This window comes from Pseudovibrio exalbescens DSM 16456 (assembly GCF_000422785.1).
Taxonomy (GTDB): domain Bacteria; phylum Pseudomonadota; class Alphaproteobacteria; order Rhizobiales; family Stappiaceae; genus Pseudovibrio; species Pseudovibrio exalbescens.
In genome coordinates this window covers 95,156-112,559 of record NZ_AUGS01000009.1, presented here as the reverse complement: position 1 = coordinate 112,559, position 17,404 = coordinate 95,156, and the positions used below count along the sequence as shown (strand labels likewise).

The 17,404-nt window shown below is 55.7% G+C and carries 17 protein-coding genes; 10 read left to right on the top strand and 7 right to left on the bottom strand.

Annotated features, from left to right (window positions below; translation table 11 throughout):
* Positions 1-13: 13 nt before the first annotated feature.
* Positions 14-1,837, bottom strand: a complete 1,824-nt coding sequence (gene typA, locus G512_RS0108770) for a translational GTPase TypA (protein WP_028481400.1) — start codon at positions 1,835-1,837, stop codon at positions 14-16.
* A gap of 205 nt (positions 1,838-2,042) precedes the next feature.
* Positions 2,043-2,492: a hypothetical protein gene (locus G512_RS0108765; protein WP_143181353.1), complete on the bottom strand. Its 450-nt coding sequence runs from the start codon at positions 2,490-2,492 to the stop codon at positions 2,043-2,045.
* Positions 2,493-2,633: 141 nt separating this feature from the next.
* Here G512_RS0108765 and G512_RS20455 point away from each other — a divergent pair, with 141 nt between their 5' ends.
* The 7 genes from G512_RS20455 (at position 2,634) to G512_RS0108730 (ending at position 9,818) form a co-directional block, all read left to right on the top strand.
* On the top strand, positions 2,634-3,524 hold the full coding sequence (locus G512_RS20455) for an AraC family transcriptional regulator (RefSeq protein WP_051269147.1): 891 nt from the start codon (positions 2,634-2,636) through the stop codon (positions 3,522-3,524).
* A gap of 95 nt (positions 3,525-3,619) precedes the next feature.
* Positions 3,620-4,111 carry a MarR family winged helix-turn-helix transcriptional regulator gene (locus tag G512_RS22055; RefSeq protein WP_051269146.1) on the top strand — a complete coding sequence of 164 codons (492 nt, stop codon included), beginning with the start codon at positions 3,620-3,622 and terminating at the stop codon, positions 4,109-4,111.
* A complete protein-coding gene (locus G512_RS20445; protein ID WP_051269145.1) occupies positions 4,089-5,306 on the top strand; it encodes a multidrug effflux MFS transporter in 1,218 nt (405 codons plus the stop codon). Before G512_RS22055 ends, G512_RS20445 begins: the two co-directional genes overlap by 23 nt.
* 182 nt (positions 5,307-5,488) lie before the next feature.
* On the top strand, positions 5,489-6,265 hold the full coding sequence (folP, locus tag G512_RS0108745; protein WP_051269144.1) for a dihydropteroate synthase: 777 nt from the start codon (positions 5,489-5,491) through the stop codon (positions 6,263-6,265).
* On the top strand, positions 6,255-6,746 hold the full coding sequence (gene folK / locus G512_RS0108740; protein ID WP_028481397.1) for a 2-amino-4-hydroxy-6-hydroxymethyldihydropteridine diphosphokinase: 492 nt from the start codon (positions 6,255-6,257) through the stop codon (positions 6,744-6,746). The genes folP and folK overlap by 11 nt, the downstream gene beginning before the upstream one ends.
* Before the next feature lie 122 nt (positions 6,747-6,868).
* Positions 6,869-9,271, top strand: coding sequence for a heavy metal translocating P-type ATPase (locus tag G512_RS20440; RefSeq protein WP_143181352.1), 2,403 nt, complete (start codon positions 6,869-6,871; stop codon positions 9,269-9,271).
* 112 nt (positions 9,272-9,383) lie between these two features.
* The gene (locus G512_RS0108730) at positions 9,384-9,818 is read left to right on the top strand and encodes a hypothetical protein (protein WP_028481396.1); all 435 of its coding nucleotides are present in this window, start codon (positions 9,384-9,386) and stop codon (positions 9,816-9,818) included.
* Here G512_RS0108730 and G512_RS0108725 read toward each other — a convergent pair.
* The 5 genes from G512_RS0108725 to G512_RS0108705 all read right to left on the bottom strand — a co-directional run bounded on the left by G512_RS0108725 (position 9,815) and on the right by G512_RS0108705 (position 14,443).
* Positions 9,815-10,279 (bottom strand): hypothetical protein, encoded by a 465-nt coding sequence (locus tag G512_RS0108725; RefSeq protein WP_028481395.1) that lies wholly within the window; start codon positions 10,277-10,279, stop codon positions 9,815-9,817. The two genes, G512_RS0108730 and G512_RS0108725, sit on opposite strands and share 4 nt — an antisense overlap.
* Before the next feature lie 102 nt (positions 10,280-10,381).
* Positions 10,382-11,632 (bottom strand): 23S rRNA (adenine(2503)-C(2))-methyltransferase RlmN, encoded by a 1,251-nt coding sequence (gene rlmN, locus G512_RS0108720; RefSeq protein ID WP_028481394.1) that lies wholly within the window; start codon positions 11,630-11,632, stop codon positions 10,382-10,384.
* A gap of 261 nt (positions 11,633-11,893) precedes the next feature.
* A complete protein-coding gene (locus G512_RS0108715; RefSeq protein ID WP_208974981.1) occupies positions 11,894-12,400 on the bottom strand; it encodes an invasion associated locus B family protein in 507 nt (168 codons plus the stop codon).
* 567 nt (positions 12,401-12,967) lie between these two features.
* Positions 12,968-13,522: an RNA methyltransferase gene (locus tag G512_RS0108710; protein ID WP_028481392.1), complete on the bottom strand. Its 555-nt coding sequence runs from the start codon at positions 13,520-13,522 to the stop codon at positions 12,968-12,970.
* 117 nt (positions 13,523-13,639) lie between these two features.
* Positions 13,640-14,443: an exodeoxyribonuclease III gene (locus G512_RS0108705; RefSeq protein ID WP_081657419.1), complete on the bottom strand. Its 804-nt coding sequence runs from the start codon at positions 14,441-14,443 to the stop codon at positions 13,640-13,642.
* Positions 14,444-14,614: 171 nt separating this feature from the next.
* Between G512_RS0108705 and G512_RS0108700 the strand changes: the two genes are divergently transcribed.
* The 3 genes from G512_RS0108700 to ccrA all read left to right on the top strand — a co-directional run bounded on the left by G512_RS0108700 (position 14,615) and on the right by ccrA (position 17,000).
* Positions 14,615-14,986 (top strand): hypothetical protein, encoded by a 372-nt coding sequence (locus G512_RS0108700; RefSeq protein ID WP_028481390.1) that lies wholly within the window; start codon positions 14,615-14,617, stop codon positions 14,984-14,986.
* A 60-nt stretch (positions 14,987-15,046) separates the two neighbouring features.
* Positions 15,047-15,451 (top strand): SH3 domain-containing protein, encoded by a 405-nt coding sequence (locus G512_RS22380; protein ID WP_073833056.1) that lies wholly within the window; start codon positions 15,047-15,049, stop codon positions 15,449-15,451.
* 235 nt (positions 15,452-15,686) lie between these two features.
* Positions 15,687-17,000 (top strand): crotonyl-CoA carboxylase/reductase, encoded by a 1,314-nt coding sequence (ccrA, locus tag G512_RS0108695; protein WP_036489148.1) that lies wholly within the window; start codon positions 15,687-15,689, stop codon positions 16,998-17,000.
* Positions 17,001-17,404: the final 404 nt, after the last annotated feature.

Here is a 17,404-nt window from a genome sequence, read left to right as displayed (position 1 = left end):
ATAGCCGTTAAGCTCAAGCTGCGCCTTTGTTCGCGGCCCGTTCGGCGCGCTTGCGCTCGTGCGGGCACAGCAACGCCTTGCGCAGACGGATGGACTCCGGCGTGACTTCCACCAGCTCATCCTCGGCAATGTAGGAGAGAGCTGCTTCAAGGCTGAGTTTCATCGGCGTTGTCAGCTTGACTGCATCGTCCTTGCCGGAAGCACGTACGTTTGTGAGCTGCTTGCCCTTCAACACGTTGACCTCAAGGTCGTTACCGCGCGTGTGTTCGCCAACGATCATGCCCTGATACACCTTGGTGCCCGGTTCGATCATCATCGGACCACGGTCTTCCAGATTGTACAGAGCGTAAGCTACAGCTTCGCCGTCGCCATTGGACAGAAGAACGCCTGTATGGCGGCCTTGAATCGGTCCCTTGAACGGTTCATAGGCGAAATAGACGCGGTTGAAGATAGCCGAGCCGCGCGTGTCAGACATGAGTTCCGACTGGTAACCAATCAGGCCACGGGTCGGTGCATGGAATACCAATCGGCTCCGTCCACCGCCAGATGGACGCATCTCCATGAGCTCAGCCTTGCGCTCTGTGAGCTTTTGGACAACGACGCCGGAGTATTCTTCGTCCACGTCAATGGTGACTTCTTCAATGGGTTCAAGCCGATTGCCGGCATCGTCCTGTTGATAGACAACCCGTGGACGACCGACACACAGCTCAAAGCCTTCGCGGCGCATGTTTTCGATCAGGATGGCCAGCAGGAGTTCGCCGCGGCCAGAGACGATGAACGCGTCCGCATCGTCCGTTTCTTCCACCTGAAGGGCCACATTGCCTTCCTGCTCCTTCATCAGACGCTCACGAATAACGCGGGACTGAACTTTGGAGCCTTCGGTACCCGCCAGAGGGCCATCATTGACACGGAATGTCATGGACAGGGTTGGTGGGTCGATCGGCTGAGCCTGAATGGGTTCGGCCACGGACGGGTCCATGATGGTGTCGGCGACAGTCGCCTTGGTCAGTCCGGAGATGGAAACAATATCGCCTGCTTCGCCCTGTTCAATCGGCTGCCGCTCCAGACCACGGAAGGCCAGAACTTTTGAAATGCGTCCGCTTTCGATCAGGTTGCCATCGCGGCCGAGTGCCTTGACATTCATGTTTGGCTTGACCGTGCCGGACACAACGCGACCTGTCAGAATGCGACCGAGAAACGGATCGGACTCGATGGTTGTTGCCAGAAGGCGGAATGGTCCTTCTTCGGCTTGCGGCTCAGGAACCTTTTCAAGGATCATGTCGAACAAAGGAGCCATGCTGTCCTGTGGTCCGTCCGGCTCCAGTGCCATCCATTCCTGCTTGGCAGAACCATAAACCACCGGGAAGTCGAGCTGTTCGTCGTTGGCATCAAGAGAGGCGAACAGGTCGAAGACTTCATCCAGCACTTCTTCTGCGCGCTGTTCGGGCTTGTCGATCTTGTTGATGGCGACGATCGGCTTCAAGCCCAGCTTCAGCGCTTTGCCAAGAACAAACTTTGTTTGCGGCATCGGGCCTTCTGCGGCATCCACCAGCAGAACAACGCCATCGACCATGTGAAGAATGCGCTCCACCTCGCCACCAAAGTCTGCGTGGCCCGGGGTGTCGACGATATTGATGCGCGTATCGTTCCAGACGAGCGACGTGTTTTTCGCGAGGATGGTAATGCCGCGCTCACGTTCGATATCGTTGGAATCCATCATGCGTTCTTCGGTGCGCTGGTTTTCGCGGAAGACGCCGGATTGCTTCAGCAGAACGTCAATTAGTGTAGTTTTGCCATGGTCGACGTGGGCAATAATCGCAATATTGCGAAGTTTCATGAGGGCTCCATACGGCCACAAGAAGGGTGTCAGGGCGCGCGTGGGGTCACGCCGCATGTTGCTTCCTGCGATAACTCTTTTGAAAGACGGGTCCTTCTATCCTATTTTTGTGACAAATTAAACAGCCTAAGCTGCACTTCGTACCCGTCTTTGGTTGGGGCAGTGCGATTGTGGTCACCTTGCCAGAATTTTAAACCCCGGACACTCAAGTAGTTTGAGCGAAGAGCCAATCCTCTTCCATCAACAACCCGTTGCTTCTTAAGACGCGTGTAGATGATTTGGTCCCGGCTATTTCGTAGCCATAGACCCACCGGCATGCATGAGCAGAGTTCCCGACAATGTCGAACCGGTGTCCGGGCTCAAGAAAAACCTCTTCAAGAGGCCGTGCTTGCTTGAGCGCGCCATTAATAGCCAGAGTTAGCCCCGGGGTCAACGCAACAAATACCTCTTCCGCCTCTGCGTAAAGGTTCCGCCAGATCCGACCGGGATTATCGCAATGGAGATGAAATGCGTAGCCACGCTCTCGAAAGCTGGTCTCCAACTCCTCAAGGGCTTCTTTCATTTGGTCGCTGTCTGGCCAATCCACCCTGTCCTCCCCAATGCCACCAGTTGAATGGTTTACGGTTGCTGCAGGTGTTTGGATCGTTGTTTGCAACGCAAGCCTCCGGTGACCCGAATATTAGACTGCGTAGTTTATCGCATTGCAATCCTTCGTATTTCCGCCACTTAAATTTTGCTAGTAGGTTGGTTTGGGCGGCGTTTCACGAGCGCAACCGGGTTGGTGTGGGACGAGATGATGACGGTTTCCTCGCAAGAGTGGACAGCGGAGTGGCTTGCGGCATTGCTGCCGCTTGAGGGTGAGAACCGTACGCGCCTTCCTCAGATTCGCTTGTTCCGCCACTCCGGTCGGAGAGATTTCAGTTTATCAGAGCAGGAACCGCACCTGGTGGTGTTTTTGAGTGATGGTTTCGAGGGACATATGGGTCCCGTCATCCATCGATATCCGGCGCTCTCCTGTTGTCTGTTGAGTGCGTCTGACACCATTGAGTGTCGTGTTGGTCAGGCAAGTCAGGCTGAGCCGGCAATCATGGCCATGATCCGCATAGATGCTCGAGTTGCCTCCGAACTGCTTCTGGAAATGTCTCAGGAACTGCCGCTTGCACCCGATGGTGCGGCGCTCGGGCGGTCCTACGATATGGATGAGCCCATGCGCCATAGTGTGGGTCGCCTCATGCAATGCCTGCGCACGGAACGCGATGCCAGATTTTTGGCCCCCTCCTATTATCGCGAGGTGCTTTATCATCTGGCGCTGTCCCAGCAGGGCGCAAAACTGAAACGCCTGTTTCAGGCCAATGAAAAACAGCAGGGTATCAACCGGGTTTTGCGCCTTTTGAAAACAGAGTATGCCAACAGCAATCTCACCGTGGAGGAGATGGCACGGCTTGCATGCATGAGCACTTCGTCTTTCCACGTGGGCTTCAAGGCCATAACCTCCAAGTCGCCGCTACAGTACATCAAGTCCATTCGTTTGCAGAAGGCACGTGCGTTGATGCTGAGTGAAGGATTGAGCGCAAGTCAGGCCGCCTACCGAGTGGGTTACGCCAGCGCGTCACAGTTCAGTCGCGAGTTCAAACGGCTTTTTGGACATTCACCCTCCCAAGAAATCTCCCGGTTCCGCAGGGTTTAAGGAAACTGCTCATCAAGTTGTAGCTGGGTTGATTGACAATCTGTCCGGTGCCCTAGATTGTAAGCGTTACTTATCTTTCGTGGCACAGGTACAGAATGACGGACACCACTACACGCGAAGCTTTTGGATTTGTTGTTCAGGATTTTGCGCGCGCCCATCGGCGTGTTTTTGAAAAACAACTGCAGGACGCGGGATTGAATGTGACACTCGGCATGGCCCGAGTTCTGGCTTACATTTACCACTATCCCGGATTGCGCCAGAACCAGCTTGCAGAAGGCATGGGCGTGGAGCCCATGACAATGGTTGGCCATCTCGATGCACTGGAGCGTGCAGGCCTTGTGGAGCGGGTGCGCCACACGGTGGACCGCCGCAGCAAGATGACTCGGATTACCGAAACGGGATACGATCTCATTGAACGCCTCAAGGAGATCGGCGTTCGGGTTCGCGACACGGCGGGCGCGGATTTTTCTCTCGACGAGTTGGAGGCACTTCAAGACAAGCTGAGCGCCATGCGCGACCGGTTGAACGCCGAACTTGCCAAAATGCCCGAGGACGTGAAGCCCTATGCAGACCGCGTTGATGACTGAACGCCGAGCGTCGGCCATCGGCGCTCTGCTGGTTGCGTTGGGGCCGATCTCGCTAGCGCTTTATACGCCGGCAATGCCCACGTTGGTGACCGTATTCGCCACCGATATGTCTACCGTCAAGTTGACGATGACGTTCTATTTCATCGGTTTTACTTTTGCGCAGTTGGTGTGCGGTCCGCTGTCTGATGCCTACGGACGGCGGCCTGTGGTGCTCTGGTTTCTGGCGGGCTATCTTGTTGGTAGCTTCATGGCCTTCTCGGCGACGACCATCGAGTTCTTGCTTGTTGGACGTCTCGTGCAAGGGATTGGTGCTTCCTGCGGCATAGCGATTTCTCGTGCAATCATCCGCGACCAATATACCGGCGACAAGGGGGCTGGCATCATGAACCTGATCGGGATGATGCTGGCAGCCGGACCGGCCTTTGCCCCGGTCATTGGCAGTATTGCGCTGGAGTTGGCCGGATGGGCGTCGATCTTTGGTTTCATGGTGGCCTATGGGGCCATTGTATTGACGGCGATTGTCTTGCTTGTACCGGAAACCAATCGTCATCGGGATAGCGCGCTAATCAATCCCCGACGATTGGCGCGATCCTATCGCTTCTTGCTGGGTCAACCCTTGTTTCTTGTTCCGGCACTAATACTCGGTTTGACGATTGGCGGATTTTACACACTTGCCACCATCTTGCCTTTCGTGCTGATTGATCAAGTGGGGCTGCGTCCGCTCCAGTTTGGCATCGGCATGTTGATGCAAACCGGATGCTTTTTTCTTGGCGGGTTGGCAACGCGCTTGTTACTGAAGCGCTTTCCGTCCGACAAGATCGCAGGCTTTGGGTCTCTGCTCAATCTGATGAGCGGTCTGGCGTTGTTTGCAGGTTATCTCTACGTGGCGCCGTCCTATTTGAGTGTCATGGTGCCCGTCGGCGGGTTTGCGTTTGGCACAGCTTTGATGTTGCCCTCCATGACCGTGCGCGGTTTGCACCCGTTTCCCAAAATCGCGGGCGCGGCCTCAGCCATGATGGGATTCGTGCAGATTGGCGTTGGCCTTGTGGGCAGTGCCATGGCGGCGGTTGTGTTTGACGATGCGCAAACGGCTGTTACGATGATTATCACCGGCATGACCGTTTTGACGGCCTTGATATACTGGAGCGGAAAGGTTCTTTTGCCCAAGGACACCCCGGTTCTGGATGTGCCCTGAGACCGCAAGACAAGCGGGGACTATTGTGCCGAAGACGGGCACATACCCTGCTTTGGGTTGATTTCCGACGCAAAAAAGCGCATGTCCCGAGGTCAACGTTGCTGTTTGCTAGGACCACGGGGGATTTTTTGCCAGTTTCGTTCTCATCTTCATTACTTGAGGCGTCGCATCGCCCTCTTGTGATGGGCATCCTGAATGTGACGCCCGACAGTTTTTCCGATGGTGGCCGGTATGATGCGCCGGACATGGCCTTGGCGCATGCAAAAGACATGATCGCGCAAGGGGCGGACATCCTGGATGTAGGGGGTGAGAGCACACGACCTGGCGCGGAACCCGTAGCTGCTGAGGACGAGTTATCTCGCGTACTACCCGTACTGCGCAAATTGGCCCCGCTGGATGTTTTTATCTCCATTGATACCTACAAGGCATCCGTGGCGCGTGAAGCCGTCAAGGCTGGCGCTCACATCATCAATGATGTTTGGGGATTGCAGCGAGATCCGGACATGGCAGGTGCGGTGGCCGAGGCTAATGTCCCGGTTATAATGATGCACAACCGCGAAACAGTGGATCCGTCCCTGGATATTCTTGCGGATATGGATCGGTTCTTCGAGCGTTCTTTGGCCTTGGCGGAAAAGGCCGGTGTGCCTCGTCAGCATCTGATACTGGATCCTGGGTTCGGCTTTGGAAAGACTCTGGAGCAGAACTATCAAATCCTTTCCAACCTCCAGCAGCTCAAGAAATGGGAACTGCCAATTCTGGCTGGAGCGTCGCGCAAGCGCATGGTGGGGCATGTGCTGGATGTGGATACGCAGGACCGGCTGTTCGGGTCGCTCGCGGTGCACGTATTGGCAATGCAAGGCGGCGCGCAGATCGTTCGAGCGCACGATGTGAAGGCACATGCTGATGCCTCCCGCATTTTTCAGGCAATGAAGAAATTGGGCAGCCTGCATGCAGAGTGATCTTGTTCTGGCCGCGCTGGGCCTCGGGTCCAATATGGGCGATACCAAAGCGCACATTGATGCCGCCATTGCAGCATTGGCGGCACATGATGGCATTGAAGTGATTGAAAGGTCCTCGGATTATCGTACGCCGCCATGGGGGCCGGTACCACAGGATGACTATCGCAATTGCTGCTTGACCATCAAAACCCATCTGGCACCCAAACGGCTATTGCAGGCTTGCCTTGATATCGAGCTGGAACTTGGCCGTGTGCGACATGAACGCTGGGGCCCGCGCACCATCGACATTGATGTGCTGCTTTACGGACAGGCGCGTGTAGAGGATGATGGATTGAGTATTCCTCATCCGCGCATGGCAGAGCGGGCTTTCGTACTGGTACCCTTGGCGGAGATTTGGCCAACCGCGGTAATTGACGGTGGCGTCACGGTGCTGTCGGCGCTGGAAAACTGCCCGGACAAGGGCGGCATTTCCAAACTTTGATCCTCCCGTGTGGACGTTGCGCGCTACTACCTATTTGCGAATTTTTCGCAAGTAGGGGGTTGAAGCTACAGTCGCTGTAGGTCCTATGACTCTATGCAACGATGATTTGCATGGAGAATGAGATGACCGAAAAACATGATTCGGCATCCTGTTGCGGACATGAGGACGTGCGTCGTCAGGAGCCTGACCAATCCCATAAAACTGGTGAATGTGGTTGCAGTTCAGAGGAACATCAGAAGAAGGTGTCACCCTGCTGTGGCAGCGGGCATGATCATGACCACGACCATGGGCAGGATGCGAACACTGCCCACAGTGCCTGCGGGTGTTGTGGAAGCGAGCAGGCGCTGCCGGATGTCAAGAACTGGGAGGGGGCTCGCGCGTTTCGCGTTGAAGGCCTGTGTTGTGCAGAAGAGATCGGGGTTTTGCGCCGCGTTGTTGGTCCGGTGGTTGGCTCCGCCGATAATTTGAGCTTTGACGTGCTCAACACGAAGATGATTGTGTCACCGGCCGCCGGGTCCGTGAGCGATGAAGCCATCATTGAGGCGGTAAACGGCACGGGCATGAAGGCAGCTCCCTATGTGGACAGCGAAGCTGATGCCGCCAAAGAGCGCCAGCACCTGCGGCTTGGTCGATTTACGCTTGCCTCTGGCATCCTTTGGGCCATTGCGTTGATAGTGCAGGCGGTCCAGTACTTCGCTTCTTCTGCGCAGCCTGAGGTGTTGGAAGCGCTTGCAGGCACTCCTTCATTGGGTGTTGAAGTTGTCTATCTTGCGGCGATTTTCGCCGGCGCACGACTGGTCGCACCCAAGGCGTGGTATGCGCTACGCACACTTCGGCCCGACATGAACTTGTTGATGATGGTTGCCGTTGCAGGGGCAATTGGTATCGGCGAGTGGTTCGAGGGCGCGACCGTTGCCTTCTTGTTTTCGTTGTCGCTTTATCTGGAAAGCTGGAGCGTGGGGCGGGCGCGCAAAGCCGTCGCTGCCCTCATGGATATCGCTCCAGACAGTGTTCGTTTGAAACATGAAGATGGGCGCGAGCAAGATGTATCGGCCTCTGAAGTCGCCCCCGGTGCGGTTTTTGTTGTCCGCGGGGGCGACCGCATTCCCCTTGATGGCGTTGTTTTGACCGGGGTCGGGAGTGTGGATCAGGCGCCGATTACGGGTGAAAGCGTTCCGGTCATGAAGGAGGCTGGTGCAGAAGTCTATGCAGGCACCATCAACGGCGAGGGTACCTTTGAAGTCCGTGCAACCAAGGCAGCCGATGACACCATGTTGGCCCGCATCATTCGAATGGTCAGCGAAGCCCAGGGACGGCGTGCAGCGGCTGAACAGTGGGTTGAGAAGTTTGCGAGGATTTATACTCCCGCTGTTATGATCCTCGCGGTTTTGATGGCGGTTGTGCCTCCAATCATTGTTGGGGCTTCATGGGCTGAGTGGTTTTATCGTGCTCTTGTTCTGCTGGTAATTGCCTGTCCATGTGCCCTGGTCATATCCACACCGGTATCGATTGTGGCCGGACTCACGTCCGCAGCTCGAAACGGGGTTCTCATAAAGGGGGGCGTTTATCTGGAACTGCCTGCCCAGCTGAAGGCACTTGCGTTCGACAAGACAGGTACGATCACGGAAGGGCGCCCAACCGTCACGGATATCGTACCGTTAAACGGGCATAGCGCGGAAGAACTGGTTCAACGGGCGGCGTCACTTGAGGCGCGCAGTTCTCACCCGTTGGCGCAGGCGATTGCGGACACTGCGGCGTCTGATGGGGTGTCCTACACCGCAGCGGACAATGTGGAACTGTTGCCGGGTCGTGGGCTTTCTGGCGAACGGTTCGGAAAAAGCTATTGGCTTGGGTCGCGCCGTTTTCTCAAGGAAAAGAAGTTCGACATTGGCCAAGCGAATGAGCTTGCCAGCCGGTTTGAGGCTGATGGCAAGACAGTTGTTCTTGTGGGAACCGATCACCACGTATGCGGTGTCATTGCGCTGTCCGATCAGATCCGGCCGACGGCGGCCGCATTGGTCAAGGAGCTGCACGCGGCGGGTGTCGAAAAGCTTGTGATGTTGACCGGCGACAACCGCGCCACAGCGAATAAGGTGGCCGACGCGGTCGGCATTGATGAGGTGCGGGCGGAACTGTTGCCTGCGGACAAAGTGGATGCCGTTGAAGAACTGGCCACCTCACACAAGGTGGTGGCGATGATTGGAGATGGTGTCAACGATGCACCGGCCATGGCGCGGGCCAATTTTGGCGTGGCCATGGGAGCAATCGGCTCTGATGCTGCAATTGAAACCGCCGATATAGCGTTGATGGAAGATGATTTGTCGCGGCTCCCCTGGCTCATTCGTCATTCCCGCCGAACCTTGGGCATCATACGCCAGAACATAGCGTTTGCCTTTGCTGTAAAGGGTACGTTGGTTGTGCTTACGGCTTTGGGACTGTCCAGTCTGTGGGCCGCCATCCTAGGGGACGTGGGGGCGACTCTTATCGTCGTGGCGAACGCCTTGCGTTTGCTTAGGGAGGCCTGAGGGAACTCAATTGTGAAAGAGGCTGTCAGGAACAGTGGCAGCCTCTTGCGTTTTGCAGGCTTGTACTATGGGTTAGGAATTTCCAATCACTTGCCTTGGCTGAAGGAGCCTCATGTTTTCTGATCACCTGAGTGAAGAACAAAAAAGCCGCGATGTTCCGCGGGCCGATCTATTGGCCCTTTTTGATTTGCTGGAGGATGAGTTTCTGGTGATGATGCGGATGGATGATACTGCGGGCGATGACAGTGACGCTGTTTTGGTGGGAACGCCTTTGGACGCGCTGATCAACGCCTACAACAGTGAGTTTCCAGGCTCCGCGCCTGATCTGCGTCCCATTCATGACTATCGGGATTTAACCACGCATTTTTGGCATTGCTTTGCCCACCAACCATGGTGGCGCTGTGGGGATCTGATGGCGTTTATTCTTGCCAATCCCGCTTTCGATGCTCGCGTTACCAAGACGGGTCGGCAGTTGATCCTTCGGGTGGTTGAGCCCATTTTTGGTCAACCTTTTCAAGAGTATATGAAGAAGTCGCGACTGGCTTAAGAGCGGTTTGTATCATCCCGCCGTTTCTCGATCCACCAACAGCCTGAGGTCCGGCCGGCAATCAGCCAGTAGGCAAAGCCTGCGAGAAAGCCGGCCGATGTGACAACTGACGAACCGGGGCGCAGAGCCGGAGCCTCGCCGGTTGAAGGTATCTGATCACCGATAGACCAGATGGCGAGGGCTATCAGACCGGCCGCGCCAACATGGTAAACAACACCGCGCCATTTCATGGTTTCCGCAAAACCTGCGGCAAAGATAGCCGGGATGAGCGCAAGGGAACCAATCACGCTGGCGGAGACGATGGTGGACCCCATCATGGCAATGAAGGTCGCGGGATCGGTGTCGGGACCGCTGGCGCGGAAGTACCCCCAGGAGAAAAACAGGCCCGCCGCGATCACGGCAGCAATGAAGCCGCAGAGGATGCGGACCAATTGAAAGAACAGTTTACCGCCGTCGACCATCCTGTGTCCCGATGCCTTTAGGTCAGAGTGCGAGGAGATATTCCGGAAATTCGAGCGCGTACCCCGGTCTAACTGATTTCGGGCCGGGGCCTGTGCATGGATCTAAGCTTCGCCTGCAGCCTGTGCTTTTTCCAGAGCTTCGCGTTCTGTCTTGCGCAGACGTTCAGAAGCGGATTTCAACTGCCCACAGGCCGCGAAGATGTCTCGCCCACGTGGGGTGCGGATTGGTGAAGCATAGCCCGCGCGGTTGACAACATCTGCAAATGATTCGATCTGCTCCCAATCCGAGCATTCATAGGGCGACCCCGGCCACGGATTGAAGGGCAGAAGGTTGATCTTGGCAGGAATGCCCTGAAGGAGCTTCACCAGCTTCTTGGCGTCATCCAGACTGTCGTTTACGCCCTTCAACATGACGTATTCGAAGGTGATGCGCTTGGCATTGGACAGCCCAGGATAATTCCGGCAGGCATCCAGCAGCTGGTCGAGTTTGTACTTGCGGTTGATTGGAACGATTTCGTCACGCAGCTCATCGTGAACAGCGTGCAGCGAGATGGCGAGCATGCAGCCAATCTCATCGCCGGTACGCTCGATCATGGGAACCACACCTGAGGTGGACAGCGTGATCCGGCGCTTGGAAAGCGACAGCCCATCACCATCGGAGGCGATCAGTAGCGCCTTTTTAACATGCTCGAAATTGTAAAGCGGTTCGCCCATGCCCATCATGACGATGTTCGTGATCCGGCGACGATTGCTGGCATTCTCCAGCCCGCCTTCCGGTGCATCCGCATCGGGAAAATCATCCAGACGATCTTTCGCCAACAGCAACTGTGACAGGATTTCCTCGGCCGTCAGGTTGCGCACCAGCTTTTGCGTGCCTGTATGACAGAAGGTGCAAGTGAGCGTGCAACCCACCTGAGACGAGATGCAGAGCGTACCGCGATCTTCCTCGGGAATGTAGACGGTTTCAACCTCGACAGGCTTTCCGGCGCCTCGAGAGGGGAACCGGAACAACCATTTGCGGGTGCCGTCTACCGATACTTGTTCACTGACGATTTCCGGGCGCGCAATGGTATAGGCAAAGTTCAGCCGATTGCGCAGTTCCTTGGACACGTTGGTCATCTTGTCGAAATCAGAAATGCCGCGCACATAAAGCCAGTGCCACAACTGATTGGTGCGCATGCGGATCTGTTTGGGAGGAACGCCAACCGCTTCCAGTGCTTTGCCCAGATCTTCTCGGTTAAGGCCGATCAGAGACGGTTTGTCTTCGGATTTTGCCACGGCGTCGTCGTCAACCGCGGCAATCTTGACTACGGGGTCGCTTTTCTTGTGCGCGATGTCCAGCGAAATCGCCATGGGGATACTCGTCAGCTTATGTGATTGGTGTTTGCAGTCTTGCAGCCTGCTGTCATGAGCGTGGCGCATGCTGCTGCTTCCGCAATATAATAAGGCGGCAGCCATCATGCCACCGCCAGTCACGCGCAGTTATACCTGAATTTGCTCAGGTTGGAAGCATTTTCTCATCGAGCTCGTCTTGCGCCGCTTCAGTATGGGGCGCTCAATGGCTCAAGGACTGACGCTGCGTTGGGTGCGTCAGCCCCTTTGTCAGGTTTAGTCCTACTGGCAGGCACCGCTTGCGTCACGAATGGACGCGGTGATGCCACTCAGAGAGAACTTGTAGGTGGTCTGAGTACCTCGGGCGGATACGCCTGAGATCGTCATCTGACGCCCCGCCTTCATGGCGGCAACCAGCCGTTGTTCTTCGGCCGCGTTTTGAACCCAAGCCCCGTCACCTTTGGTGAACATGGTGAACTTGTTGCCATCAACATCAGCGGTGACTGTTGAGCCATCCTTGAAATTGTAGCCTACAATCACGCTCGGTTCGTCCCGAACCTGTTCGTTGGGACGTGTTGAGACAAAGAAAAATACGTCACCGTGATTGCGGTCGGTAGGCAGCAACTGTTGTGGCTTCGACAGCGCATAACAGATTTTGCCGTTCTGACCGGTGAAGGAGTAGGCACCCCAATCTCTGTTCTGCTTCAGCAGAGTTGGAGATTGCGCATAGGCTGCTGCGCCAGAGATACCTAGAGCCATAATGGCAGTGATCAGGATACGTGCTTGCATCTTCTCCAAACCGCTTCGTTTGCGCCGCCCAAGTGAGGTGCGCGCATGAAACACATCATAAACTTAGTTTTAAGGTTACCTTAAAGATGGTTACTAAAGAGTTGAAGACCCTAAGCCCGAAGTGGAAACCTAAAACTCTGTGATTACTGAGTGTACGCTGGCCGCATAAACTTGGCGACAGTGTGACAAGGTTGCAATAGTCCGCAGCCATTGTGTCGCGTCGCGGTGCCAACCTTTGGTCTTCGGCGGGTTGTGCCAGTGAAATACCTCGGATTTTGGAGACCAAGATTAGCGTGGCTGCTTGTCTGTCAGGTTCATCAAGGCAGGGCTTCTTGCGCTTTGATCGTTCGGTGCCGCATGGTGTCATCAGTTTGCCGGCTGTGTGCGACAACGGGCTCCGTGCGCGGCACGCCGGGCGGTTGCCACCTGCAATCAAGACTTGCATGACGCCTGGAGGCGGTCCGCGCTGGAGCCGCTTCAATTGATTGTCGGTACAGTCGAAACATCCTGTGAACACGCGTGGGCTACGTGGACAAAGAGGCTGGACGTTCGGCGAATCAGGAGGTTTTACGGTGTTTGCGTACCGGGAATGCGTCGGTCGGATCGGAAAATCGGCGCTCCGTGCACATGCTCCAGCATAGGATCTTTCGGTGCTCCTGCCGTGAGCGAGCGCTCTGCATATTTGCCATGAACCCGGTAGCGATCATACAACACGATGCCGGCGGCAATGCCGATATTGACGCAGAACTGGGTTGGGATCTTGATCATGTAGTCGCAGCGGGCCTGCATCTCTGGCGACAGTGAGCCGCGTTCGGGACCCAGAATGTATGCCGCTTGCAGCGGATGACCGAAGCTGGGTAGATCAATGGCATCGTCGGTCAACTCGACACCAACCAGCTTGCATCCCCTCGGGAAAGCCATCTCTTCTGGCGAAGACCACGCAAAATAAGGCAAGTGATCGGGGCTTTTTGAGGTGTCGGCCTTCAGGGCCTTACCAAGCCGTGGATCGGCATCTACAGAGAAAAAGTAGCTGGCACCGAAGGCATGTGCAGTTCGCATCAAGGTACCAAGATTCATTGTTTTTGAGAGGCCTTCCGAGCCTACTGCAAAGTAGCCGCGCATGTTGTCAGTCTTTTGATGTTGGTTTGGCGTTGCTTTACCGTTCCGGCCTGCGAAATACAAGCGTGTCGGCGCCTCAAGGCGTTCGCTCCCAGGCGCCGGCTGGTGCTTGGTTTTCAGTCACGCTTCCAGTACTGCAATGACGGGGGCGTGGTCTGACGGCTTCTCCCAACCGCGCGCTTCGCGCAATACGGAGACACTTTCAGTATATGCCGCTGTTTCCGGGGTCATCCAGACGTGGTCAAGACGTCGTCCCTTGTCCGCCTTGGACCAGTCTTTGGCGCGGTAGCTCCACCAAGTATACACCTTTTGATCCATGGGTATGTGCTTGCGCATGGTGTCAACGTATCCGCCGGCAGTGCGCACGGCTTCCAGGCGCTCGCATTCCAAGGGGGTGTGCGAGACAACGCGCATGAGCTGTTTGTGCGACCAGACATCAGTTTCATAAGGTGCGATGTTCAAGTCACCCACCACAATCGATTCATCGGTGAAAGAGCCGAACCAATCTTCCATTTCATCCAGAAACTGGAGTTTGTGGGCGAATTTTTCGTTGATTTCCGGATCCGGTACGTCCCCGCCTGCTGGGACATAAAAATTATGCAGACGGAAGTGTCCGGAGTTGAAAGCGATATCTGCTGCAATGTGCCGGGTGTCGCCCATGCCACAGAACTCGCGTCGCTCCACGTTCATCAGGGGTACACGGGAAATGAAGGCGACGCCGTGATAGCCCTTTTGACCGTGAAACTCGATGTGATCATAGCCCAGGCGTTGGAGCGCTGCCGTTGGGAAGCTGCCATCCGGGCATTTTGTTTCCTGCAGACACAGTACGTCAGGGGCGTGGTCCAGCAACATCTTTTCGACGATTGGCAGACGTAGGCGTACCGAATTGATGTTCCAGGTTACAATCTTCAGTCTGTTCTTCATTGGTGCAGTCACTATTTGTTGATGGTCAGACGTGCCGAACGCCTGAATGCCGCGTGGGCTTGGTGTTTTTGGGTGTTAGGGCTGTTTGCCGAAAGTGTCTACGCTCTACTAGCGGAAAAACCAGTGCTCCGATACACTTTGACAAAACGAAAAGAGCCCGCGGAGGGGACCATGGGAAAAATCACCGTCCCAGCACTATCGGCAGTCGCAGCACTTGTTGTGGCATTTGGCGTGTCGGCCGCTGCTGCGCAAAGCCCGAGAACCCCATCCGGCCCGGCAGGCGGTGGCTTTTCGCCATCTTATGGCAGCGACGCGATCGGTACAGGAGGTCCCGTTCTGGGCAGTTATCCGGAAGGTATGCGGCCCAAGCCAGAGCGGCCCATTGGGGCGTATCCCGACGAGACTCGTATTCCACGCGCTCGCCCGGAAGTGACAGGCAAGCCGACATCAGATGAGTTCAAGGCACCAGTCATTCCGTATGGTAACAAGTCAGACCCAACGGCGCCGAACGCCGATCGAACAGGAGCAGGCAACATTAAATAGCAACAAATAGCAACTTCTTGGGGCAGGTCATCAGTTCGGGCAGAACATGGGAGCCGACCAATGAAAGCGGCAGGACTGACCCTTTTCGGCTTGATGCTTGGCCTTCTGTTTTTCGGCCAAACCTACGCCTATGCCTCTTCCACTGCGTACGCGACCACCCGAGTGAACATGCGCACCGGGCCCGGAACTCAGTACCCGGTGTTGCTTCAAGTGCCCCGCGCCGGGGTTACTGTTGTTCATCGGTGCTTGCGTAGTCGGTGGTGTGATGCCTCCTTCAGGGGCGTCCGGGGTTGGATATACGGCAAGTACTTAAGGCAGGGCGCCCTGCCGCCGCGCTACATTGCGCCGGTTCCAGCGCCGCCCAACTACACGCTTCGGTTCGAGTTCGGTCCGCCGGTCTATTACAGACCTTATCGGCCAAGGTACCACTACAGGCCTTACCGTCGGTACTATCGGCATTGGTAGCGCTAGGCGTACGGCTCACCACAAACGCAGTGTGCGCTGCATCAAATCGGGCCCGCTCGTGTCTTGTTGGGCTATCGTCGCATTGGCTTTCCCTCCGCACACGCTGCATATTCTGCGATCGGCTTACCCAATATTGTCGTATTGCAACGCAACACTACTGTCGTAGGCTGAAGGTGTGTTGAAGCTGGTTGCGCCCGAGCCGGAGCATGGTGGCACGATCAGGTAAGGAGGGACTATGAGTGCGGCGCTGATCCCGGATGCCGAAGCGGTCAATGGCAGTGACAGACCTGTAAAAGATCTCTACGAAATCGGAGAGATCCCTCCACTCGGTCATGTGCCGAAAAAGATGTATGCCTGGGCCATCCGGCAGGACCGTCATGGAGCTCCGGAAGATGCGATGGTCAAGGAAGTCGTGCCCACGTGGGAGGTGGACAGTCACGAGGTGCTGGTACTCGTTATGGCTGCCGGCGTGAACTACAACGGTATCTGGGCTTCATTGGGCGAACCCGTGTCTCCCTTGGACACGCATGGGCATGCCTACCATGTCGCAGGATCAGATGCCGCCGGGATTGTATGGGCGGTCGGGTCCAAGGTAAAGCGCTGGAAAGTCGGCGATGAGGTGGTCATCCATTGCAATCAGGATGATGGTGACGATGAGGATTGCAACGGCGGGGATCCCATGTTCTCTGCCAGTCAGCGTATCTGGGGCTACGAGACGCCGGATGGATCGTTTGCACAGTTCACGCGGGTTCAGGCGCAGCAATTGATGGCGCGCCCCAAACATCTGACTTGGGAGGAGTCCGCCTGTTACACGCTTACCCTGGCCACGGCTTATCGCATGTTGTTCGGACATCCGCCGCATATTCTGAAGCCTGGTCAGAACATACTCGTATGGGGAGCCTCCGGGGGGTTGGGCGTGTTCGGCGTGCAATTGGCCGCAGCAGCCGGCGCCAATGCCATTGGGATCATTTCCGATGAAGAAAAGCGGGAGTATGTGCTCTCGCTCGGAGCGCGCGCTGCAATCAATCGGAAGGATTTTGATTGCTGGGGGCGTCTGCCGTCTGTTCATTCGGATGATTATGATAACTGGAAGAGCGAGGCGCGACGGTTCGGCAAGGCCATCTGGCGCATTACGGGCCGGGGCAATGATGTGGACCTTGTGTTCGAGCATCCTGGTGAAATGACGTTTCCGGTTTCGTGCCTCGTTGCCAAACGAGGCGGCATGGTGGTGTTTTGTGCTGGTACCACCGGTTTCAACTTTTCGTTTGATGCCCGGTATGCATGGATGCGCCAGAAGCGTATTCAAGGCTCGCATTTCGCTCACTTGAAGCAAGCCAGTGAGGCAAATCAATTCGTGATCGACCGGCGAATTGATCCCTGCATGAGTGAGGTGTTCGGTTGGGATGACATACCCAAAGCGCACACCAAAATGTGGAAGAACCAACACGCTCCCGGCAACATGGCCGTACTTGTAAGCGCGCCGCGACCGGGACTTCGGACATTTGATGATGTTTTGGAGGCTGGAGATGCGGCGAAGCGTCCCGACTGACCTTTGGCTGGGGCCGTTACCTCATCAAGGCTTCCAGTTGACGTAGGTTCCATCTGTCTCACTGAGTGGGCAGAAACCTCGCTTCACCGAAAATTTCTGAGAAAGATCATTATTTTCAGGTGCTTATATCTTCTCAGAGCGAGCCGTTTGACTGCATGCATCGATTGTTGAGCACACCTGTGAGTAAATGCTTGCAACCAACAAGACGTCATTGGTGAATGACTTGTGGTTACGAGTTGATACTTATTTTTGACAAGGTTACATATCTGATGTAAATAATAATTATTAATTGATGTGTATTTATTGTTTTAATACTGCTACTGGTGATGTTTGTTGAGTATGTTATTGTGCTATATCTTGACACTTGTTCTCAATAACCTATCCTAAATGAGCGTCGTAATTGA